This is a genomic window from Tunturiibacter gelidiferens (assembly GCF_051013345.1).
In the GTDB taxonomy this organism is placed as follows: Bacteria; Acidobacteriota; Terriglobia; order Terriglobales; family Acidobacteriaceae; genus Edaphobacter; species Edaphobacter gelidiferens_A.
Genome location: NZ_CP132939.1, coordinates 2,676,249 through 2,698,767, shown reverse-complemented (window position 1 = coordinate 2,698,767; position 22,519 = coordinate 2,676,249). Strand labels below are relative to the sequence as shown.

General features: G+C 56.7%; 20 protein-coding genes and 1 pseudogene. 10 read left to right on the top strand and 11 right to left on the bottom strand.

Features of this window, described 5'->3' with window-relative positions; translation table 11 throughout:
• Nucleotides 1-91 precede the first annotated feature (91 nt).
• A complete protein-coding gene (locus tag RBB80_RS13265; RefSeq protein ID WP_433970162.1) occupies nt 92-217 on the bottom strand; it encodes a hypothetical protein in 126 nt (41 codons plus the stop codon).
• Between RBB80_RS13265 and RBB80_RS13260 the strand changes: the two genes are divergently transcribed.
• From RBB80_RS13260 to RBB80_RS13250, 3 genes and pseudogenes are all read left to right on the top strand, one after another.
• Nucleotides 173-538, top strand: a complete 366-nt coding sequence (locus RBB80_RS13260) for a M20/M25/M40 family metallo-hydrolase (RefSeq protein ID WP_433969657.1) — start codon at nt 173-175, stop codon at nt 536-538. The genes RBB80_RS13265 and RBB80_RS13260 overlap by 45 nt on opposite strands.
• A pseudogene (locus RBB80_RS13255) lies at nt 448-684 on the top strand (peptidase dimerization domain-containing protein); the annotation flags it as partial. The gene RBB80_RS13260 and the pseudogene RBB80_RS13255, both read left to right, overlap by 91 nt.
• A gap of 50 nt (nt 685-734) precedes the next feature.
• Nucleotides 735-1,124: a hypothetical protein gene (locus RBB80_RS13250; protein ID WP_433970161.1), complete on the top strand. Its 390-nt coding sequence runs from the start codon at nt 735-737 to the stop codon at nt 1,122-1,124.
• A gap of 60 nt (nt 1,125-1,184) precedes the next feature.
• On the opposite strand, the gene RBB80_RS13245 is transcribed toward RBB80_RS13250, so the two are convergent.
• Nucleotides 1,185-2,633, bottom strand: a complete 1,449-nt coding sequence (locus tag RBB80_RS13245; RefSeq protein ID WP_433968667.1) for a glycoside hydrolase family 125 protein — start codon at nt 2,631-2,633, stop codon at nt 1,185-1,187.
• 243 nt (nt 2,634-2,876) lie between these two features.
• Between RBB80_RS13245 and RBB80_RS13240 the strand changes: the two genes are divergently transcribed.
• Genes RBB80_RS13240 through RBB80_RS13230 form a run of 3 tightly spaced genes read left to right on the top strand, consistent with a single transcriptional unit; the run spans nt 2,877 to nt 6,303 of the window.
• Complete coding sequence (locus RBB80_RS13240) at nt 2,877-5,225, top strand: GH92 family glycosyl hydrolase (protein WP_433968666.1); 2,349 nt, start codon at nt 2,877-2,879, stop codon at nt 5,223-5,225.
• A gap of 47 nt (nt 5,226-5,272) precedes the next feature.
• The gene (locus RBB80_RS13235; RefSeq protein WP_433968665.1) at nt 5,273-6,019 is read left to right on the top strand and encodes a glycosyl hydrolase family 18 protein; all 747 of its coding nucleotides are present in this window, start codon (nt 5,273-5,275) and stop codon (nt 6,017-6,019) included.
• The gene (locus tag RBB80_RS13230; protein WP_433968663.1) at nt 5,911-6,303 is read left to right on the top strand and encodes a glycosyl hydrolase family 18 protein; all 393 of its coding nucleotides are present in this window, start codon (nt 5,911-5,913) and stop codon (nt 6,301-6,303) included. The genes RBB80_RS13235 and RBB80_RS13230 overlap by 109 nt, the downstream gene beginning before the upstream one ends.
• Nucleotides 6,304-6,460: 157 nt before the next feature.
• Here the strand turns inward: RBB80_RS13230 and RBB80_RS13225 are convergent, their stop codons facing one another.
• From RBB80_RS13225 to RBB80_RS13190, 8 genes are all read right to left on the bottom strand, one after another.
• Nucleotides 6,461-7,198 carry an efflux transporter outer membrane subunit gene (locus tag RBB80_RS13225; protein ID WP_433969656.1) on the bottom strand — a complete coding sequence of 246 codons (738 nt, stop codon included), beginning with the start codon at nt 7,196-7,198 and terminating at the stop codon, nt 6,461-6,463.
• Nucleotides 7,174-7,899, bottom strand: a complete 726-nt coding sequence (locus RBB80_RS13220) for a TolC family protein (RefSeq protein WP_433968662.1) — start codon at nt 7,897-7,899, stop codon at nt 7,174-7,176. Before RBB80_RS13220 ends, RBB80_RS13225 begins: the two co-directional genes overlap by 25 nt.
• 67 nt (nt 7,900-7,966) lie before the next feature.
• Nucleotides 7,967-9,199, bottom strand: a complete 1,233-nt coding sequence (locus tag RBB80_RS13215) for an efflux RND transporter periplasmic adaptor subunit (protein ID WP_433968661.1) — start codon at nt 9,197-9,199, stop codon at nt 7,967-7,969.
• 55 nt (nt 9,200-9,254) lie between these two features.
• Entirely contained in the window at nt 9,255-12,428 is a 3,174-nt protein-coding gene (locus tag RBB80_RS13210) for an efflux RND transporter permease subunit (RefSeq protein WP_433968659.1), read from the bottom strand.
• Between the two features lie 138 nt (nt 12,429-12,566).
• Nucleotides 12,567-13,238 carry a TetR/AcrR family transcriptional regulator gene (locus RBB80_RS13205; RefSeq protein WP_433968658.1) on the bottom strand — a complete coding sequence of 224 codons (672 nt, stop codon included), beginning with the start codon at nt 13,236-13,238 and terminating at the stop codon, nt 12,567-12,569.
• Nucleotides 13,239-13,540: 302 nt separating this feature from the next.
• The gene (locus tag RBB80_RS13200; RefSeq protein ID WP_433968656.1) at nt 13,541-14,455 is read right to left on the bottom strand and encodes a sugar phosphate isomerase/epimerase family protein; all 915 of its coding nucleotides are present in this window, start codon (nt 14,453-14,455) and stop codon (nt 13,541-13,543) included.
• Between the two features lie 551 nt (nt 14,456-15,006).
• Nucleotides 15,007-15,633 carry an aminotransferase class I/II-fold pyridoxal phosphate-dependent enzyme gene (locus tag RBB80_RS13195; RefSeq protein WP_433968655.1) on the bottom strand — a complete coding sequence of 209 codons (627 nt, stop codon included), beginning with the start codon at nt 15,631-15,633 and terminating at the stop codon, nt 15,007-15,009.
• A complete protein-coding gene (locus RBB80_RS13190; protein WP_433968654.1) occupies nt 15,624-16,484 on the bottom strand; it encodes a PLP-dependent aminotransferase family protein in 861 nt (286 codons plus the stop codon). The genes RBB80_RS13195 and RBB80_RS13190 overlap by 10 nt, the downstream gene beginning before the upstream one ends.
• A 397-nt stretch (nt 16,485-16,881) precedes the next feature.
• Here RBB80_RS13190 and RBB80_RS13185 point away from each other — a divergent pair, with 397 nt between their 5' ends.
• The 4 genes from RBB80_RS13185 (at nt 16,882) to RBB80_RS13170 (ending at nt 21,002) form a co-directional block, all read left to right on the top strand.
• A complete protein-coding gene (locus RBB80_RS13185) occupies nt 16,882-17,208 on the top strand; it encodes a PadR family transcriptional regulator (protein WP_433968653.1) in 327 nt (108 codons plus the stop codon).
• A gap of 9 nt (nt 17,209-17,217) precedes the next feature.
• On the top strand, nt 17,218-19,857 hold the full coding sequence (locus tag RBB80_RS13180) for an ADOP family duplicated permease (protein WP_433968652.1): 2,640 nt from the start codon (nt 17,218-17,220) through the stop codon (nt 19,855-19,857).
• A 39-nt stretch (nt 19,858-19,896) separates the two neighbouring features.
• Nucleotides 19,897-20,433 carry a hypothetical protein gene (locus RBB80_RS13175; RefSeq protein WP_433968651.1) on the top strand — a complete coding sequence of 179 codons (537 nt, stop codon included), beginning with the start codon at nt 19,897-19,899 and terminating at the stop codon, nt 20,431-20,433.
• Nucleotides 20,434-20,516: 83 nt separating this feature from the next.
• A complete protein-coding gene (locus RBB80_RS13170; RefSeq protein WP_433968650.1) occupies nt 20,517-21,002 on the top strand; it encodes a hypothetical protein in 486 nt (161 codons plus the stop codon).
• Nucleotides 21,003-21,299: 297 nt separating this feature from the next.
• On the opposite strand, the gene RBB80_RS13165 is transcribed toward RBB80_RS13170, so the two are convergent.
• Nucleotides 21,300-22,367 carry a carboxypeptidase regulatory-like domain-containing protein gene (locus RBB80_RS13165; protein WP_433968649.1) on the bottom strand — a complete coding sequence of 356 codons (1,068 nt, stop codon included), beginning with the start codon at nt 22,365-22,367 and terminating at the stop codon, nt 21,300-21,302.
• Between the last annotated feature and the right edge of the window lie 152 nt (nt 22,368-22,519).

The following is a 22,519-nucleotide window of genomic DNA, read 5'->3' as shown; positions in this document are numbered from 1 at the left end:
GACATTGCTTCAGGAGTTGGTGGCGATCCCGAGCGTATCCAGCATGAGCAACCGCCCGGTGGTGGAATGGATTCAGAGATTTCTTGAACCGCTAGGGTGGCATCATCGTCTGTTTTGCTATGACGATGCGGCGGGCGTGGAGAAGGTGAATCTTGTAGTTTCCCCACACCCGCTGGGAGAGGGGCGGATTGATGCTGAACTTGCAATTGTCTGCCATACCGATACGGTTCCCTTCAGTGCTGAGTGGGCGCAGGCAACGGAGCTACGTGAGCGGGATGGGATGCTTCATGGTTGCGGCGCGTGCGATGTAAAGGGTTTTCTTGCTTGTATGCTTGCCGCGGTATCCTCGATGAATCTTGGTGAGATGAGAGAGCGGTTGTGCCTGGTGTTTACAGCGGATGAAGAGGTGGGTTGCCGGGGGCTCGCTTCCTTCTTGAGTCGGACGCTATTCGTGCGCGGTATGCGATTGTTGGGGAGCCTACGTCGCTTACTCCCGCGCGTGCCGGCAAAGGCTATTGCCTTGCGTCGATCAAGGTAACGGGGCGAGCTGCACACAGTGCCTTTCCTGAGGCTGGCCGATCGGCCATCTTTTCGGCCGCACGGTTGCTGCGAGAGATCGAGATTCTGGCGCAGGAGTTGATGCTGGACCGGAACGATGCCTTTTCTCCGCAGTGGACGACTTTGAACGTTGGTGAGATTCGCGGGGGAACGGCCAAGAATGTTGTTCCCGCTGAGTGTTCTTTTTGTTGGAGTGGAGACCTATTCCAACGCAACGACCGGAGGTTGTTCTTGAGGGGCTGCAGGAAATCATTGGCCGCCTCAGCGCGGAGAATCGCCAGGAGGGACTTGAGATTCAGGTCGAGGTTCTAAGAATGGAGGGAGGGTTTGAGACTCGCGTCGATAGTGCTGTAATCCAGGCCGTTTTGAAAGATTCTGACTCGAAGATCCAGACTATCGCCTTTGGAACTGAGGCGCCATGGCTCGCTCGAATGGGCGCCGAAGCTGTGGTGATCGGGCCGGGATCTATGCTGACAGCGCATAGCCCGCGGGAGTGTGTGCCGATTACAGAACTTGATGAATGCGTGTTGATCCTGCGCAGGGCGATTGAGGAGCTCTGCGGCTAGGCGTGGAGTGCGGTGGTTCGATTGGATTTTTTGTCGACGTTTTAGATACGCTGAGGTGATCTATTGAGCTGCCTGAACTAACGCAGGATTTGTTGTGGCTATGTTGGCCACTAGTTCTCCAAACAACGAGTTGGCCCAAGCGAACCAGCTTCTCGTGAACTTTGTGGCGTCGTTGCGGTTGAAGGTTTCGTGCATGAAGCCTGATCCGGCGCTGGCCTGCTTCAGCATGGCGAGGGCGTGGGCAATCTCTTTGTCCGATTGACTGGTGAGGGCGTAGATGGTGATGGCCATTGGCCAGATCATGTCTTTGCCTTCGTGGGGCCCGCCGATCCCCTCGCCTGCAGTGCCCTGGAAGAACCACGGATTGCGATCACTCCAGACGAAGCTGCGGGTGCGGGCGTAGAGGGCGGCATCAGGTGAGCTGTTGATGTACGGAAGCGCAAGCAGGCTGGGGACGTTGGCGTCGTCCATCAGGAGTTGACTGCCGTAGCCGTCCACCTCGTAGGCCCAGACGGTGCCGTGAGGAGTCTGCGCCACGGCGTGCTGTTGAAGCGCCTTATTCACCTCGCCAGATAATGCGATGGCTTCGTTTGCGAGAGCTGAATCATCCAGGATCTCGTTGGCCATCTGCGCCAGATAGCCGAGCGCTGTGACGGCGAAGAGATTGGACGGGACGAGGGAGGGGAAGGTGCAGGCATCATCCGACGGTCGAAACCCAGATGCGATTAGACCGACAGGCCGGACCGGAGCACCGTATCCGTCTCCAGGCAAGGTTTCGGTGGGCGTCTTTGAGGTGCGTTGAAAGTGGTAGGGTCCAGGGCCTTGCCTGCGCTGCTGAACGCGCATCGTCTCCACCGCTAGCTTCATCGCAGCGCGCCAGGTTTCATCGAAGGGAGAGGTGTCGCCGGTGGCGCGCCAGTACCCGTAGGAGAGACGGATCGGATAACAAAGGGAGTCGAGCTCCCACTTTCGCTCGCCAACGCCGCGCTTCATCTCGGTCGCATCCGTCCTGCTCCACTCAAGCGGCGGGGCGTCGAGATTCGCCATGAAAGCATTGGCGTAGGGGTCGATGAGGATGCATCTGGCCTGTCTGCGGATGATGCCCTCGAGCATCCGGCGCAGCTGCGGGTCTTTCGCAGCCAGAGGGAGATAGGGCCACACCTGGGCTGAGGAGTCGCGCAGCCACATCGCGGGGATATCCCCTGTGATGACTGCTGTATCCGGTTTGCCTTCGAAGGTGCCGAATTCTACGGTCGTATCGAGTGTGTTCGGATAACAGTTTGCAAACAACCACGCCAGTTCGAGATCGCCGATCCTGCTGCTCACGTCCGTGAGGTAGGCCTCAACGGCTGAGCTGCGAAATCTCCTGTCCTGGATCGCGGGGCGTTTGGAGGTAAATGAGGAAGGCGTAGCGCCTGCGAACATGGTCGAAGGTTGCAGCACGGCAACTGTTGCGGCTCCTGCCGCCATTCGGAGCGTCTCTCGGCGGCTGATTTTACCTTGTGTCATCTTTTGATCAAGAGCTCCAGATATGGGGTTTTGAACATCCCCCTTATCCCAAACCTGTATGCTTCCTAACAATATTTCACAGAGATGACTTTTTGATCGCAGATTAGTCAATATTTTGATCGAATTATCTCACTGTTCAGTTTAGTCTACGTCAATAGAGTAGGTGTTACGAAGGCAGAGACCTGTCTGAGTGACCTTCCACTTTGCGATTCAGTGTTCAGACTCAATATTTAGGGAGCATCAGTGATTTCCAGAAGAACATTCCTCGGCCGCGTCTCGGCCGTCTGTGCAGTGGGCGCGACTGAGACCAGTGCGTTCGGCAAAGTTGTCCATGGGTCCTCGAAGACTGATACTACCTTCGATGCCGCATCGCTGGTTGATATCAGGATTGGAACCGGCGGCCATGGGCATACGTTCCCTGGAGCTACGGTACCGTTCGGTGCGGTCCAGCTCAGTCCTGATACCTTCAATGATCAATGGGATTGGTGCTCGGGCTATCACATCTCCGATACGTCGATTATGGGCTTCAGCCATACTCACCTGAGCGGCACGGGATGCGGCGATCTGCTCGATTTTCTGGTGATGCCTGGTACTGGCGAGTCGAAGATTGTTCCTGGTCCGCGCAGTAATCCGGATGCGGGCTATCGCTCGCGCTTCGACCATGCAGACGAACATGCCGAACCGGGTTATTATTCTGTTCTTCTGAAGGACTATGGAGTTCGCGCGGAGTTGACCGCGACGGAGCGTACCGGGCTGCACCGATACAGCTTCCCTACGGGCAAGGATGCTCCGAAGTCTGGTCATATCATCGTCGATCTTGAGCATAGCTACGCCTACAACGGGCAGTCGGCCGTGGTCACGGCTTCGCTCGAACGTACCGCGCCGGACACGCTCGCGGGTGGGCGCACCACCAAGGCCTGGGGCGACGGACGGCAGATCTACTTCACGATGAAGTTCTCTCAGCAGCCGACTCGGGTTGTCTTCTATCAAGAGGGGGCCGAGGTTCCGGTAGGGACGCAGCCGCTGATTGGAAAGTCCTTGAAGTGCGTTTTGTTCTTCGATACGGCGAAGGATCCGGTGATTCTGGTGAAGACCGGGATCTCGGGCGTCAGCGCGGAGTCTGCTGCGAATAATCTGAAGGGTGAGCTGCCGGGATGGGACTTTGAAAAGGTCCGCCGCAGCGCGCGGCAGAAGTGGAATCAGCAGCTCTCGCGCATCAAGATCAAGACTGAGAATGAGACCCATCAGCGAATCTTTTACGCTGCGCTGTACCACGCTTGCGTTGGACCTTCGCTGTTTGATGACGTTGACGGGCGCTATCGCGGAATGGATAAGCAGATTCATCAGCTGCAGGATGGCCAGAGGAACTACACTGCGTTTTCACTGTGGGATACGTATCGTGCGGCTCACCCTCTCTACACGCTGATGTCGGCCGATCGTGTGCCTGACTTTGCAAACGCTCTGATCCGAATGGCGGAGGAGAGCCCGTCTGGTATGCCCGTGTGGCCGCTGCAGGGCTGCGAGACCGGGACAATGACCGGCTATCACTCTGCTGCCGTGATCGCGGAGGCGTGTAACAAAGGCATCGCAGGTGTGGACTACGAGCGCGCCTACAAGGTGATGATGAAACGCGCCATGGTGGATGATTATCGCGGTCTCGGATACTACCGTTCGAAGGGGTACATCCCTTGCGACCTCGAAGAAGAGTCGGTCAGCAAGACGTTTGAATATTGCTATGACGATTGGTCGATCGCACACGTCGCGAAGAAGCTGGGTCACTCGGACGATGCAATGATGCTGGTGGAGCGATCGCGCAACTATCGCAACTACTATGACCGCTCGATGAACTTCGCACGGCCCAAGCTGGCGAATGGTGAATGGGCGGGCCCTTTCGATCCGCTGGAGATGGGTACGTCGAAGAAGTGGCGCGACTTTACCGAATCGAATTCATGGCAGACTACGTTTGGGATTCAGCACGACGCGGCAGGGTTGATTGAGATCCTTGGCGGGCAGAAACAGTTTCTTGAGAAGCTCGATGAGTTGTTCGATCAGCCTTCGACGCTTCCTGCCGATGCTCCGCCGGATATTGCCGGACTGGTGGGTCAGTACGCTCACGGCAACGAGCCGTCGCATCACATCGCCTATCTTTATTCCTACGCGGGCCAGCCGCACAAGACACAGGCGCGCGTGCGCATGCTAATGGAGAAGATGTATGCCGCACTTCCGGATGGGTTGCAGGGTAACGAAGACGTGGGCCAGATGTCGTCCTGGTACATTCTGAGTTCCCTGGGCTTTTATTCTGTTGATCCCGTGAGCGGCAACTACATCTTTGGAACGCCTCTGTTCGATCAGGTCGGTGTGCAACTTGGCAACGGCAAGCAGCTTGAGATTATTGCGCATCGTCACTCGCCGACCGATCAGTATATTCAGTCAGTCACCTTCAATGGAAAGCCGTATACAAAATCCTGGTTCAATCATCGGGATATTGTGAATGGGGCGCGCATCGTCTTCGAGATGGGGGACAAACCGAATCTTGAGTTCGGATCCCAACCAGCAGATGTGCCTCCTTCCTTGACTCTTGAGAGCGCATAAACCGCTCGATTTATCAATCCTGTTCCAGCCCGAACGACGAGGCCTTGATGACGAAATTGCTGCTCTGTCTTCTCCTTGCTGCGCCAACAGTCTTCGCACAGACGAAGACGCTGTTCTATATGACCGATCATCCCGACTCTGTGCGCGACTTCATGGAGCATCAGACCAAGATCGATATCATCGTGCCGACCTGGTATGGCGTGGATTCGAATGGACTGGTGTACGGTGAGCCGGATCCGAGCGTGATGCGCGTCGTGAAACAGCGACACATCTCACTGTTTCCTATCATCGCTATCTTTGATAAGACCGGCGTTCATTCGTTGCTTACCAGCGATAAGGCGCAGACGGCACTGATCGCTTCATTGATCTCTGAGTGCAAACAGAATGGTTATGATGGCTTTCAGCTCGACTTCGAGAATATCTCCTGGACTGACCGTGATGTCCTCTCGGCCACGGTCAAGCGCATCGCCGATGCCATGCACCGAGAACACCTACAGTTGCAGATTGCGGTCGTTCCTAATGCGCCAGGGCACCCGGGTCACAGCGCCTTCAGCAAGTGGATCTTCGCAGACTGGCGTGGCGTCTTCGATCTGAAGGCGCTTAGTGAGTCGGTAGACCTGATCTGCCTGATGACCTACGATCAGCACACTCGATGGACTACGCCTGGGCCGGTCGGGGGATGGGTGTGGATGAAGGAGAATCTGGACTATGCGCTGAAGGTCGTGCCGAGGAGAAGCTATCGCTCGGTATCGCGCTTTATGGATATCACTGGTACGCCGGCGATCCAGGTCTGAACGAAAAGGAACAGAAGCCAAACATCACGGCAGATTACATCAGCGCGATTGACTCTCAGACCCTGCGTGATACTTACGACGGTCATGAGCAGTGGGACCCCGAGGATCACAGTGCTTATTTTTTCTTTTATCGAGATCAGATGCGCGAGTGGATCTTCTATACCGAGAAACGTGGGTTTGCTGATCGCTATAACCTAGCCAAGGAACAACACCTGCAGGGGATTTGTGCGTGGGTTCTGGGTCAGGAAGATAACGCTATTTGGAGCGTTTTGCCCGAGCGGTAATAGCGTTGAGAATCGGGGGCGATTCAACACACCTGTGAACAGATCCCTCTGGTCGAACTCCGGGTTATGCGAGACCTTCTTTCGACATGGAGGCAGATCGGCTCTCCGGGTCGGAAGAACCTGGAAGCGGTTGAAGGCGTGAAATTGATGACGCGCCCTAGTTGGCAGGAAGCTGAACGGAGTCCCAACCTCCGCCGAGTGCCATCTGCAGCTGGGTGCTTGCCACGATTCGCCGGGCAATCAAAGCGGCGGCAGCTCTTTCGTCTGTCAATTCGATTGTCTGATTTGTCAGCACTTCCAGATAGGGAGCGAGGCCGCGCTTATAGCGAAGCGTCGAGAGCTCGGTGCTCTTCTGCGCCGCATCCACTGCCTTAGCCTGCACGGAGGCCTCCTGCTCCAGCACTCTCAAGGCAGAAAGCTGGTCCTCTACATCACGAAATGCAGACAGTACTTGCTCGCGATAGAGCGCGGTGGCTTGTTCTCGCTGGGCCACGGCAAAGTCCATCTGGGCCCTCCTGCGACCTGCATCGAACAGAACTTCGTTGGCCGAAGGTCCTGCGCTCCATTGCGCGCTGGAGGAGTTGAAGATTTTGCTGATGGCGGAGCTTTGCACGCCGGCTCCTGCTCCCAGGAAGATCGTGGGATAGTAGGCAGACTTAGCGACACCAATCAAAGCATTCGCAGAGGCAACACGACGTTCTGCGGCAGCGATGTCTGGCCGCCGCTCGAGCAGCTCCGAAGGAACACCCGTGGGGATGCTGGGGGGATCACCGGCGATGGGCCGCTCAGCGATATGAAAGCCTGTCGCGGGTTCTCCGACAAGCACCGCAATCGCATGTACAAACTGTTCGCGCTGCACACCGAGATCGATTAGTTGTGCGCGGGTCTCTTCCAGTTGCGCCCTTGCCTGTTGAACATCACTGTCGGAACTAAGGCCCCCTTGAGCCGGTCTTCTGTAAGTTGGAGGGTCTCGGTATATGCATCGAGTGTGGAACGAAGAAGCTGCGCCTGCAGATCAACTCCCCGGAGTTGAAAGAAGGTGACGGCGAGGAGTCCTTGCAGACTGAGCCGGGTGTTGGCGAGATCCGCAGATGTAGCCTGAGCGTTGGCTGCGCTCGACTCAATCTGTCTGCGGATGCCGCCCCACAGATCGGGCTCCCAGGAGATGTTCAACGGAATGAGAAAGTCCCAGTAAGATGTCGCTGCGTTTGTCGGTCTTAGCGGCGCATTACTCGAGGCTCGGTTGCGCGATGCAGATCCACCAAGGGATATGGTTGGGTAGAGAGACGCTCGATTCTCCCGAACGAGATCGTGGGCCTGCTCGTAGGCGTGAAGAGCGGCGGCGATGTTTTGGTTTGCAGAGGCACATCGTTGCTCGAGATTGTCCAGCTCGTTGTCCTGATAGATCGACCACCACAGCCCGCGATCGACTCCGTCGGCTGGCTTGGCTGAGGACCAGTCGCCGTTGTGGCCGTCGTCAGTGTAGGCGGGAGGAGCCGGCATAGTCGGAGCCTTATAGTTCGGCCCAACTTTGCATCCGCCCAGCGCCAAGGCGCTGAGGAGCGCTCCTGCAAGCGATAAGCTGCGGACTTTCATCGTTTCCCCTCCGCCGCCTGACTCTGATTGTTTCCGCTATTGACGACTCGAACTTCCTCTCCGTCGACTAGCGAATCGGGGGGTTACCGATGATGGATTCGCCGGGCTTGAGGCCGGCCAAAATTTCGACAGTCGTCCCATAGTCACGACCTGGCGTTACACGCGCCATGTGAACGTGATGATTTGCATCCACAGTCGCGACACGCAATCCGTCCGCTTCCAGAATCATCGCACTGACTGGCACTATCAGAGCGGGTGCGTCGCTCGACACACTTAAATGCACCTCCGTGTAGCTGCCCGGAAGCAGCTCACCCGAGCGATTGTCTACATCCACCTCTGCGAGCAGGGTCCGCGTTGCGGGATCAACGGCGTCGGACGAACGCACCAGCTTTCCTTGAAAGGTGCGACCAGGGTATTGCGGTAGAGTCAACTTCGCGATCGTTCCATTTTTCGCGTCTGGCGAGTAAATCTGCGGGACATTGATAAACACGCGGAGGGTGCGGACGGCGGAGATGTCGAAGATCTCTTTATTTCCCGAAACTGTACCAGCTCCCGCCGTGGTGGTGCTGCCGGTAGTTGAAATGAGCTGTCCAACATCGATGTTGCGGGCCGTGATTACACCATCGAAGGGTGCGACGATACGTTCGAAGGAAACCAACTCTTCCAATCGCTGCACGTTTGCTTCTGCCGAAGTTACCTGTGTGTTCCTCGCCTCGAATGCCTGTACGGCGTTGTCGGTGTCCTGCTGTGAGACGGCGTTGCGGCCGATCAAGTCGTTGTAACGATCCGCCGTTACCTTTGCGATACCGGCGTTGCTCTTAGCGGTAGCAAGATCGGCCTTCGCGGAAGCGAGTTCTTGATCCAGCTCAGGCGTTTCGATCACGGCAAGCAGCTCGCCCTTGCGTACAGGTGCTCCAATGTCGTGATACCAGGCCTTTACATAGCCGGTTGTTCGCGCGTAGATGGGCGCCAGGGTAAAGGCTTGAATATTTCCTGGGAGCACGATCTCGCGGGCATTCTGCTGCATGACCGGTTGCTCCAGGGTTACCGGAGGGGCGGAGGCATTCTCGGTGTACTTCGTCAATTCAGCGCTTGCGTGTTTGCGCGCTATGATGCCAAAGACTGCCACAACGACCGCTATCACCAGTACGATCGCGACGATGGACAGCAATGAACCACGCGAAACCTTCGGTGGCTCATGTCTTGTCTCCTGAGCGTCGCCCCTGGCCGGTTGCTCTTGAGCTATGCCTCGGTCTTGATTCACTTCTGATGTCTTCTGCTCGTCGTGGTTCATTGCCATCTCTCCAAATGCGCTGCCGGCGCAGAGTTTTATATGTTGAACGATCCTGCATTACTCATAGTGATTCTTCCGTGTCTTGTGCCACGGGAGGAGGATCGTTTCGATGCATAAACGAAAAGAAGACCGGAACGAAGGTAAGCGTTCCAAAGGTGGCCAGTAGGAGTCCTCCAATGACGGCACGACCGAGTGGCGCGTTCTGTTCGCCACCGTCACCCAGCCCAAGGGCCATAGGAACCATGCCAATAATCATTGCAAGTGCCGTCATAATGACAGGACGGAACCGCGTGAACCCGGCTGAGAGGGCGGCGTCGAGTGCGTTCATTCCCAAGTCCATTTGCTCTTTCGCGAAACTGACTACGAGAATCGAGTTTGCCGTCGCCACACCCACGCACATGATTGCGCCTGTCAACGCAGGGACGCTGATGTGGGTGCCGGTTAGAAACAGCAGCCACACAATTCCTGCCAAAGCCCCGGGTAGCGCGGCAATAATGATGAATGGATCAAGCCAACTCTGGAAGTTCACCACGATGAGCGCGTAGACAAGCACGATCGAGAAGAGGAGTCCATAAATCAACCCCGTGAAAGAGGTGTGCATCGTCTGAATCTGCCCACGAATATAGACCTCGGTCCCACGAGGCAAATTGCCTTTGCTGTCTTTGACCATCTTTTCGACTCTGGTCGAAACACTTGCGAGATCTGTCCCTTCGACCGCACCATAGATATCGATTACGGGCCGCGCGTTGTAATGGCTTACCGTGCCCTGTTCGGCTCCTCTTCGGATTGACGCCAGATTCGCAAGAATTTGAGGTTGCTGGGTCGATCCATTTGTCGCAATCGGAAAGTTTTCAAGCTGCTGCAAGTTTTGCACGTTATATTGCGGCGTCTGCACGGCAATGTTGTAGCTGACGTGATTTTGAGGATTGAGATAGAACGTCGGATTGGTCTGGAAGCTGCCGCTAAGACTGGTGAGCACGCTTACGGCCACGTCTCGCTGGCTGTAACCGACCTGCTGTGCTCGAGTGCGGTCCACGTCGATCGTCCATGTTGGGAGGTTGAACGGCTGTTGAATTCGCAGGTCGGTTGTCCCGGCGATGTGACTGATCTGCTGCATCATTTGTTCGGCCACGACGCGATTTTGTGCGACCTGCTGTCCAACAACCTGGATGTCAAGCTGCGCCGGTAAACCAAAGTTCAGAATCTGGCTGACCATGTCGGTCGGCAGGTAGTAAAACTCAGTACCGGGAAACTGTTGGGTAAGCTTGTCGCGCAGTTCGTGAGTGTACCCGGCTGTCGGGTGATGCTTCTCGTCGAGCGAGACCAGAATATCTGCGTCTGCGGTACCGACGGGAGCGGAGTTTGAGTAAGAGAGATTCAGGCCGGAGTATGGGATACCGATATTGTCGATAACGGAGGTCAACTCTTTGGCAGGGATCTCCTTGCGGATTACATCTTCGATCTGGTCGCATAGTCTGGCCGTGTCTTCGATGCGGGTGCCAGTGTGTGCACGAACGTGCAGCTTGAACTGTCCTCCGTCCACTGAGGGGAAAAAGTCCTGTCCCAGCCATGGATAGAGCAGAACCAGGGATGCGATCCAGAAACCGGCAATCGAAAAGAGAAATGCGAGCCGATACTCCAAACAAAAGCTCAGCAGACCGTGGTACCAATTGCGAAGTTTTTCGAAGTATTTCTCAAAGCTGAGTTGGAAGCGAACCAACGGATTGCGGCTGACATGCTTTGTTTGTCCCTCTTGATGAGGCTTCAAAAGATACTTCGCCATCGTCGGGACAATGGTTCGCGACAAGAAATACGACGCGAGCATCGCGAAGACAACCGCCTCAGCCAAAGGGACGAACAGGTATCGCGCAACGCCTCCGAGTAAAAACATTGGGACGAAGACGATGCAGATAGAAATTGTCGAGACAAAAGCTGGAACTGCAATCTGAGCGGCACCGTCGAGAATCGCCTGTTCGACTTCCTTGCCCTCTTCAAGATTTCGATTGATATTTTCGATCTCGACTGTTGCGTCATCGACAAGGATGCCGACCGCCAGCGCTAAACCGCCAAGCGTCATGATATTGATTGTTTCGCCGAGCGCGGCCAACATCAACAGAGAACAGATGACCGACAACGGGATGGAGACCGCGATAATAATGGTGGAACGCCAACTGCCGAGAAACAGCAAGATCATCGCGGCTGTAAGACAGGCGGCGATAATCGCTTCGCGAACCACCCCGCTAATCGCTCCTCGAACGAAGACCGATTGGTCAGCGATTGGCTGTATTTTCAGCGCTGGAGGCAATTGTGCGGCGATCAGCGGAAGTTGGGCTCGCACGTTCGAGATAATTTGCAACGTCGAGGCGTTTCCCGTCTTTTGTATTGTCATCAATGAAGCGCGCTGCCCATCTACACGCACGATATTCGTCTGCGGAGGAAATCCATCACGGACATTTCCGATGTCGCGGATGTAAACAGTCGCACCGTTCACCGTCTTTATGGGTAGATCATTCAGCGCCGCAATCGAACTTGGTGCGCTGTTTGTTTCCACCTGATAGTCGACGTGCCCCATCTTCATATCGCCGGCCGGCAGAATGATATTTTGCGTAGATACGGTGTTGACGATATCCGAAGCGGAAAGCCCATAGGCTTGCAGCTTTTGGGTATCGACATCCACCTGTATCTGACGTTGCTTGCCTCCATAGGGAAATGGCGTTGAAGCGCCCTGAACGGTAGCCAGTTGCGTGCGGATGAAGTTGGCGCCGAAATCATATAACTGCTGTTCGCTAAGGCCACGTCCTGACAACCCAAGCTGCAAGACGGGAACGCTTGACGCACTGTACTGAATGACCAACGGAGGCGTCGTACCCTGTGGGTACTGGCGAAGAGCTGTCTGGGAGACAGCCGTAACCTGTGCAACAGCCTGCGAGATGTTTACCGATGGTTGGAAGAAGATTTTTACTACGGAGACACCGTTCAACGTCTGGGATTCGGTGTGTTCGATATCGTTGACCACGGTGGTCAGGTTTCGCTCGAAGGGCAGCACAATTCGATCGCTTAGCTGCTCAGGCGATAATCCCGCGTAGTTCCATACAACGGATACGACCGGGATATCAATGTTCGGAAAGATATCGACCGGCGTCCGCAGCATGACTATGGGGCCGATAACAAACAAGAGCAGCGACAAGACAACAAAGGTGTAAGGTCTCCTAAGCGCGAGACGAACGATCCACATCAAAGCTCCTTGGAACGATACTTTCTTATTTTGCCAACTGCACCGAAGGCTCCATAAGAGATGTCAGTGTGAAACAGCTTCGTTTGAATCAAAAAAACCAAGCGTTTAGAAATCTGATGCGCGACGGCAGAACAAGACTCAAAGTTGCCCGTTGCGGCGTTTTAGAATGGATGCCGTCTTCTTCGCAGGACGCTGATAATCAAGTCGCCGCAAACCTCCGAATACAGCTTCTACCATTGCTTCGGACTCTGAGGCATTCAGTGAGCCGTGGCCGGCGAGCAATCGAAAAATAGTGGGCCCATAGATCAGATCGAGAACAATCTCCCCGTCAACAGCGCTGCGAATCTCCCCACGGTCCACGCCACGCCGCCACATGACACGCGCAGCATCTCTCCGGACGTAGAGGAAACGTTCTCGAAATGAGGCTAGAAAGCCCGGATCACTCTGACCTTCCGCGATGAACTGACAGAAGAGCCTCCCGAGCGTAGAGGTATAGAAAGCGGTCAATGATTTCAGCTGCTCGGTAAAATCTTCTTCGGCCGACCCCGTATCGGGCGTTGCAACCCTGTCCGTCATTCCGGCCAGATACGCGTCCAGGGCCACCATGCTCTTGTTAGGCCACCACTTGTAGATCGTGGCTTTGCTGACGCCGGCCCGCCTTGCGATCGCATCGGCCGTCACTTTGCGCAGTGAGTCGCGCTCCAACAGATGAAGGGTCGCCTTCAGAATGGCCGCCTTTGCCTGGAGACTGCGGTGCCGCCCGCGCCTTCTTGGCTCCTCCGCGTGTTCCAGGATTTGCTGTTTTTGCATACGCCAGTTCTCAACAAAAATTAAGCAGGTCAAACGAGCGTCCAAGTGAATCGAATACTCGCCATTACAGTCTCGGTCAGAGTCCGCAATATTCTGAACTGTACGTTCAGTATAGTTATTAACGGCCGATTTATCGAGTGGTCGACTTTTGCCTTGTGAGATTGTCCGCTAATTTTTTAAATAACAGGGTTACTTGAAAACCATTTACGCATCAATTTCGGTGACGGGCCGCCTGCAACCGCCCGGGGATCAGGCTTCGGAGATTACAGGAGGGAGTTTGTTGTCCGGCATAACGACGCTACTTAAACTGTCAGCCTTTTCATATACTCGGCGTCGATCTTAAGTGCTTCGAGTGGCGGGATGTCATACGCCTCCTGCTCGATAAAGTAGTGCCTGATGCTTGCTTTCTTCGCCGCTTCAAAAACTGGACGATAATCCAGAGTTCCCTTCCCTAATTCAGCGGCAGGAGGCGGCTCCATGACAGATGCTGGCTTATCGGTGTGCTTGAAGTCTTTGACGTGAAGCATGGAGATTCGAGAAGGATAGCGCTGGAGATAGTCCACCGGATTGGCACCACCAACGATGACCCACCCGCAGTCCAACTCGAAGGTCACGAGTTCAGGATCGGTCAGGCGAATCATCTCGTCGAGTGGGACAACTCCATCTTGTTTTCCGAACTCCATCGTGTGGTTGTGATAACCGAATTTCATGCCGGCGGCCTTCAGCTTTTCGCCAAATTTGTTGAACTGATCCGCGTTCCACCGATAGTCCTCCAGGGTGAAGGAGCGGATCAACGAGGGATAGGACATGTCTTTCAGCCGTGATGGATCTTTGATACCAGGGAAGGCGCAGATAATGTACTGCACGCCAATCTCTTTGTTGAAGGCAACAATCTTGTCGAAGTCTTTGCTGAGACTTGAGTAGGGATAGTGGGCGCTCACGCATCTGAGACCTGCCGCCGACATCGCATTCTTGACTTGTTCGGGCGAGTGGTCAAAGTAGCCAGCCGCCTCGACCTCCTGATAACCAAGCGAGGCGAGCTGTTTGAGCGTTCCCTCATAGTCTTTGGCGAGCATCTCGCGGACGGAATAGAGCTGGAGGCCAATCGGCAGGCCAAAGGGTGAGGCCAATAATCGATCACATTTGAGAAGAGAGGAGCTATAGACAACCGCGGCGGTGGCAGACTGGAGGAAGTTTCGACGTGTGTGACGGGTCATCCGGATCCTTTTCACTGATGGAACAATGGTTAGGTCAAATCATCTCTATCGTTTTTCGGCCAGAGCTTGGCCTCTACCGGGGTCGCGCTATGATCAATAACGACCACAGTACATCAATATTTGACTTCCTGGTAATACTCGCAAGGACGACGTGTAGCGAATCATTAGATGGGAGAGGTATGCAGCCCCGGAGGATGACCGATCGCCTCCTCTTGCCAGAATAAGGAGCAAGAGATCGGCGACCGATCCCTCGTCCACCCCGAGGGTCTCGGTCGCGAAAAGACTACGGAAAGGCAGGAGAAGGGCGGTAGCCGGACCGACCGGCAAAGTTTTCTCCTGTTACGTGAGACAGAGCATCGTCACTGGTAATAGGTATTTCCTCCAAGTAAGTGGACTGCGCCCTGCAGAGTCCGGAACCGTCAGGAGCCTGCGAGGGTCTGTCAACGACGTTATGGAGACGAGAGAGAGATTACCAGTGCCACGTGGCGAAATATTTCTATAGCCAAATGCGATGGCGAAGCGCGGCAGGCCTCTGAGTGGCGCAGGTTCTGTTACGAGAGAAACGCGCGCGCAACGCGTTCCGCTACGAGAAGAACTTGGGTCTCGCTCAGAGACGCAAATGCAAAGACGAATTGCACGTGACCCATACGCTCTACCGCAGAACATGCCGGCCAATAGACGCGCTCTAACCGAACCCCGGCGGCAAGCGCGCGCTCGAAGGCCTCTTGTTCAGAGAGGTCAATCTGGAAATCGGCCAGGAAGTGCATCCCTGCGTGGTCTCCATAGACCGTGACTCTGCGTCCGAAGTGTTTTTGCAACGATTCGACCAGGAGGGCGCGCCGGTTGCGGTAGATGACCCGCATCTTTCTAACATAGGGTTCAAGATGTCCCTCGGTGAGAAAGTCTGTGAGGATGCGTTGATCAATTGAAGAGCTCTGCAAATCACAGAGCAGTTTGCCGCCCGTGAATACGTCCTGAAAAGGACGGGGAACGACGAGATAGCCCAGTCTTAAGGTCGGAAATAAGAGTTTGGAAAAGGTCCCGATATAGAGGACCGGAGCGTCGGGCACCATTCCCTGTATAGAAGGGAGAGGCCTTTCGTTGTATCGATACTCGCTATCGTAGTCGTCCTCCAGGATGAGTGCGCCTGCTTGTTTTGCCCATGCCACTAAGTCCATACGGCGTGACATCGAGAGCGAGACCCCCGGGGATACTGGTGCGAAGGCGTCACATAAACGAGTTTGACAGCTTTGTCGCCGTGCTTTTTGAGTTGCGAGACTTGCATGCCGTTCCGGTCGACCGGAATAGGCAACACGGTGGCTCCCTGGGAGTCGAAGATTCGTCCTGCAAATCGATAACCCGGGGCCTCCATCGCGACGCAATCGGATTGATCCAGAAAGATTCTTGCGGCGAGGTAAAGTGCCTGTTGAGATCCGCTGGTGATGATGATCTGATTCGGATCGCAGACGACGGCGCGAGACATGCGCAGATAGTGGGCGACGGCTATTCGCAATTCGGTACTGCCATTGAACTCCTGGGTATATTGCAGGAGTTTTGGAGGGTCCTCCTGCATGCGTCGAACCCACAGCCTGGTCCAAAGCCTTCGAGGAAAGGCGGTTACATCCGGTCCGTGAGAGTCCAGGCGAAGCATCTCGGGTGGATTGGGCGGCCGGATTGGCGCGTCGATGATCGAGCCGTAGCGGGAGAGTCGCACTGGTGCATAACTCTGGACCTGCGGATCGATTTCGACTGTCACCCCGGACGCGTACATGTCCGTTTCCGGCAGAGAGGAACAGACAAAGGTTCCCGAGCCGCGCCGGGTTTCAAGATATCCCTCCGAGACCAATCGCTCGTAACATTCGGTGACGGTAATTCGCGAGACGCCAAGGGACGAGGCGAGAGCCCGCGAGGCAGGTAGTTTGGTCCCTGCTTCGAACCTACCTCCGACGATCCCGTCGCGCAGGCCGTCGTAGATCTGGCGATAGAGGGCTATCGGCGAGACGGGATCGAGATTGAGGGCTACTTCCATGGCATCAGACTAAATGCTTTACGTTCCGGGCCTAACGCTTGTTCCCAGGATAGTTGGCCTCACGAACCAGGTCTCCCAATCCCGGGCTTTGCGTTATTGCGACAGCGCTAGCGGTCGACTGCGAGGTCGAGACCCGATTTGGTGCGCACAAGGGCCCGGACGATGGAGGTGGCGGCGGGTTCGACGGTGTCGGAGCGGGCGTGGGTGGAGGCGAGTTGGAGACCGTAGACGAGATCGCTGCTCGTTTGGAATCAATGCGGTTGCGGGCCAGGGCCGCGACGAGCAGGGAGATGGAGATCTGGATGGACTCGACATCTTCAAGGGGAGGTCGAGTTCTATTGACATCCATCGACTTCTAGGTATAACTTGCTCGATACCGAGAAGTAGAGGGGTAGTGATGGCGAGAAACGATTTTCAGGGAAGTCTTGACTTGCTGGTTCTGAAGACACTCTCTCAGAGAGGGGAGCTGCATGGGTATGGGATTGTTCTGCATATCCAGCGAGCCTCTGAGGAGTTGCTTCGCGTGGAGGAGGGTTCGCTCTATCCTGCTCTTCACCGCATGGAGCAGAGTAAATGGATCAGCTCCGAGTGGGCACTGACAGAGACAAACCGCAGAGCGAAGTACTACAAGCTGACGGCTGTGGGGCGGAAAGAGTTGCAGGATGCGGAAGAGAGCTTTGAGCAACTGGTGAAGGGCATCCGCGCGATGTTGCAGTACGCATGAGGTGATTCCATGTCGCTTGTTCGGCGCATTACGAATCTTTTCTCCCGCTCGCGCGTAGACCGTGAGATCGACGCCGAGCTTCAGTCGCACCTTGACCTGCGGATAGACCACAACCTGGCTGCCGGTATGACCGCCGTCGAGGCGCGACGCGACGCTCTGGTGCGGTTCGGCAACCCCACCGCGACAAGAGAGCGCGTTGCCTCGGCTGATGTGGCGCTCGGCCTGGAGAGCATCTGGTCCGATGTTCGCTACTCGGCTCGGCAGTTGCGCCGCTCTCCAGGATTCGCGCTTACAGCGGTGCTGACGTTGGCGTTCGCCATCGGCGCGAACGCCGTGGTCTTCGGGATATTGAATGGACTTATTCTGCGGCCGCTGAATGTGCCGCAGGCCGAGAGCCTGTATGGAAGCGAGTATGGGGACGGCGCAGGATGGCAGTCGTATCCGAACTATGTCGATCTGCGAGATCGCAATCACAGCTTTGAGGCGCTGGCAGCGTTTAATTTCTCCTTTGTGGCGGTGCAGACGGGCAAGGACCTCTCCGTATCTGCTGGCTTTGCCACGAGTGGAAACTACTTCGACGTGTTGAGGATTGAACCTTATCTTGGTCGCGTCTTTCACAGCTCCGACGAGCATGGCCCGGATAGCGCGCCGTATGTTGTGCTGAGCTATGCATATTGGCATAGCCGTTTTCAGGATGATCGGGGTGTGATTGGCCGTGTCGTTCGGTTGAACCAGCATCCTTTCACCATCATCGGTGTAGCGCCGCAGGGATTTCAGGGCACGCTGCTGTTTATCTCTCCGGACTTCTTTGTGCCGATCGTCAACCAGGCGCAGCTGGCTGCAGGCTTCGACCTGAATGCGCGTGCAAACAACACAGGCATCTTCGAGGTTCTAGGTCACCTGAAGCCGGGTGTGACTCCTGCTCAGGCTGTCGCGGATATGAACGCCGTGGGTGCGTATTTGCAGAAGACTTATCCCAAGGAGTCGGTTCATAAGAGTTCTACGTTGTCACGCACGGGACTGACATCCTTTCGCCGTCCGGTGGAGGGGTTCATTGCGGGGTTGATGCTGCTGGCCGGATTGATTTTGCTGGCAGCGTGCGCCAACCTGGGCAGCTTGTTTGCGGCTCATGCTGCGGACCACACCCGCGGGGTTGCACTGCGGCTCGCACTTGGTTCGAGTCGTAGACGCATCTTGCAGCAGCTATTCACCGAAGCAATGCTGATCTCATTGGCTGGAGGCGCTGCGGGGCTGCTGGGCAGCGTCGTTCTGTTGCGACGGCTGAGCACGTGGCAGCCGTTTTCGGACGCGCCGATCCATCTGCCTGTGACGCCGGACGCAACAGTTTACGTAGTGGCTGTGGCTTTGGCTGTAGTGAGCGGACTGCTGTTCGCCATCGTTCCCGTGCGGCAGGTGCTTCGGACGAATCCGTATGAGATCGTCAAGGCGGGATCGAACGTTCGTCTCGGACGGAAGGTGACGGCGCGCGACGTGCTGCTTGTCGTTCAGATTGCGATCTGCGCGCTGCTCGTTACCTCTTCGATGGTGGCGCTGCGGGGACTGGTGCGTACGTTGCACAGCAATTTAGGCTTTGATCGGAACACGATGCTGGTCGGTGCGAATCTGGCGATGGCTGGCTACAGCGTCGACAGAGCGACCGCTATGCAGCGACGAATGATCGATGCGATCGAGACGATCCCTGGCGTCGAACGCGCTGGGATGGTTACCAACTACGCTCCGTTGATCTATGGCGCTGGTACCAGGGCTAATGTCTTCAAGGATGTAGTTACGGAGCTGAGTCAATCGAATGTCGCGGCGATGCCGTACCGGTATGACATCTCTCCTGGATATTTCGATGCAGCGGGAACGAGTTTGTTGGCGGGCAGAAGCTTCCGATGGAACGACGACATGAGCGCGCCGCCGGTTGCGGTAGTGAACAGAGAGTTTGCGGGCAAGATGTTTGGATCGGTAACGAGCGCGGTTGGGAGGTATTACAAGCTGCAGGATGGGACGCGGGTGCAGATCGTGGGTGTTGTCGAAGACGGGAAGTACCTGAGCGTTACCGAAGAGCAGGAGCCGGCGATGTTTCTTCCTTCCCTGCGAACACCATCGAGTGCGGGGTATATTGCGGTGCGTTCGCGGCGCGATCCTCAGGAGCTTGCCGGGGCTATCAGGAGTAAGGTGCGCGAGCTGGATGCGGGTTTGCCGGTCGACACGAATACGTGGAACAGCATGTTGTCCGTGGTGATGTTTCCGTCGCGGGTGGCCACGTTGTCGCTGGGTGTGCTGGGGATGATGGGTGCGCTGCTCTCGATCACGGGGATCTTTGGGATGGCGGCTTATTCGGTGAGCAAGCGGCTGCGGGAGTTTGGAATTCGCGTTGCCCTCGGCGCGCCGCGGACGGAGGTACTGCGGGCGGCGCTGGGACGCGCAGTCAAGTTGCTGGCATTCGGGTCGGTGGCGGGACTGATCTTCGGAGTTCTGGCGAGCCGGGTGTTGGCCTTCATTGTGTACCAGGCGACTCCGCGCGATCCGCTGGTGTTGGCTGGGGTTGTGCTGGCGATGGCTATGCTGGGATTGGTGGCTACGTGGATTCCGGCGCAGCGTGCGCTGTCGGTGGATCCTATGACTCTGCTGCGGGAGGAGTGAACTGCTCGACTAGAAGCGGTAGCCGAGGGAGAACTGTAGTTGACGAGCTGCGAGGGCGGCGGTGGGGTGCTCAAAGAGAGACGAGCTGAGAGAGCCGATGTAGCTGGTGTAGTTGGTGTGATTGAGGACGTTGAAGGCGGAGACTCCGGCGGAGAGGAACTTGGCTTTGTCGCCTGTCTCCCTGGTGAGACGGAAGTCGTGGTCGTAGATGAGGTCGAGCGAGGCGACCCCGCCGGCGTTGAGCGTGTTGCGTCCGACGCCGTTGGGACGGGCGTTGCCGAGGCCGGTGTGAAAGTCATCGTTGCCGGTGGTCTCGGTGTAGGGCGTGCCGGTGTAGAGGGTGGCGATGACGCCGAGCGAAAGCCAGTGATCGGGGTTGATGTTGCCGATGAGATTGAAGCGCTGACGGCGGTCCTGATCGGCGCGACCCCATTCGTCGTTGGGGTTGTATTGATCCTGAGGGAAGGCGTTGATGCCTCCGGTGTTGTTTTCGAAGCGGGAGAAGGTGTACTGGGCCTGACCGGAGAACCAGCGTCCTGCCTGGCCGCGGAAGGAGAGGTCGAGGGCGTTGAGTAGATTGCGACCACCGGATTCGATCTGTTGAATCTGGCCGTAGTTGAGATTGGGACGTGGGTAGTCGGCGGAGAGAATCGGGTCGGGTGGCAGGAGGGGGCGTTGGCGTCGCGGGAGCGGAAGGACTTTACTCCGACCTGACCGCGATAGGCTGCGGTGACGGTGATGGTCTTGTGGATCTGGCGTTCGACGCCGACGCTGTACTGGATCGCGTAGGGCGTGCGGACGTGGGAGTCAAAACGGACGAGATTGGTGGGGATGTTGTTGTAGTCGAAGCCGGGCGGGATGGGGAAGGTGGGATTCTGGATCTGGATGGAGTGGAGGACGACGCCGTTGTGGAGCTTGACGGTGGCGGGAAAGTCGCCGCCGGTGCGGTCGTAGAAGAAGCCGGTGCCGGTGCGGAAGATGGTCTTGCCTTTGCCGGGGGCGTAGGCGAGCGAGATGCGCGGGGAGAAGTTGTTGTTGTCGGGCAGGAAGGTCTGCCAGTCGTAGCGCAGGCCGAGAGAGGCCTGGAGATGGGGGTGAGCTTGATCTGGTCCTGGACGAAGGAGCCCAACTCATTGATCCAGTAGAGGGCGCGTCCGATGCCTTGCTGCGCGGTGAAGACGTAGGGCGTATTTGTGGCGTAGTTGGGGAGAGAGGCAAATTTGACGGTGCCGAGACGATTGGTGTGGTCGTCGACGGCGCGGCGACTGAACTGCGGAAGTTGAACGCCGACGCGGACGTAGTGCTTTCCGTGGCTCCAGGTGAGGATTTCGTTGACGTGGATGGTGTTCTCCGTGCGTGCGATGTCGGCTTGAGCGCCGCCGCCGATGAAGGAGCCGCTGACTTGCATGGAGGGGGCGTCGGTGACGGATTTGGTGACGTCCTCATCCTTCTCGAAGGTGACGAGGAGCTGGTTGATGAGATTGGGAGTGAGGATGAGGCGATCGTTGAATATGGCGTCGTCTTCGCGGGAGTTGAGGTTGTAGCCTGCCTCGGGGAGGGTGATGCCGCCGACTCCGGCGTTCGTGCTGGTGGAGCCCTCGTAGTTGTAGCCGATGGATAAGCGATGGTTGGGAGAGAAGTCGTGAGTGACGCGCATGGAGTACTGCGAGTTGCGGTTGGGGGTGAGGACGTTTTCGCTGATGGGGCCGTTGGGGCCGATGGCGTTGACGACGGAGGCGGTGTCCTGCTGGCGGTAGGATGCGGAGGCGATGAAGCTGGTGTGTCCGTCGCGACCGACAGGGCCGCCGATGTGGCCTTCGTAGATGCAGCGGGTCTCCGGTGGGTGGACGGGGAGAAGTAATTTTTGCGTTGAAGATGGCGTCGCGAAAGATGAAGTTGGCCTCGCCGTGGAAGTGGAAGATGGGGGAGCCGGGCTTGGTGGTGATCTCGATGCGGGCGCGACCGGGGCGGGTGAACTCTGCGGAGTAGGGGTCGTTGTTGATGCGGACCTCCTGGATGGCGGAGGCAGAGACGCCGACCGACTTCATCTCGACGCCGTCGACGATGATGGTGGTGCCACCGGATGAGCCTGCGGAGCTGTCGAGGAATGGAGTGAGGGTGGCGACGATGTCCTGGTCGAAGACGGGGATTTTGCGGAGGTCGTCGCCGGAGACTGAGACGGTGTCTCTGTTGGCGGAGGAGTCGGTGGAGAGGGTCTGGTCGGTGTCATCGACGTTGACCTCCTGATGGACGGACTGGGTGAAGAGGGTGATCTTCACGTTTGCGATGCTGGTGGTGAGACGGAGCGGAGCGGTGTAGGCAGCGAAGCCAGAGTAGGTGGGGACAATCAGGGAATAGTTGCCGGGGGTGAGGTTGTTGAGGGTGAAGTTTCCTCGGGCGTCGGATTCGGATTGGGCGGCGAGTGCGCCTACAGTGGTTTCGAGTCGCACGGTAGCGCCGGGGATGGATGCGCCCGTGGGGTCGAGGATGGAGCCGCGGACAGACAGCACAGTCTGCGCGAAAGAAGAACAGGACACAGCGAGCAGCAGAAAAACGAACACGTGACGCGGAAACATTCGCTTATGTTAGCGAGTGAAGCTTAAGAAATGCTGAACGGGAGATGAGATCGGTTTGTGTGAATCAGCGAGCGAGATCCTGGAAC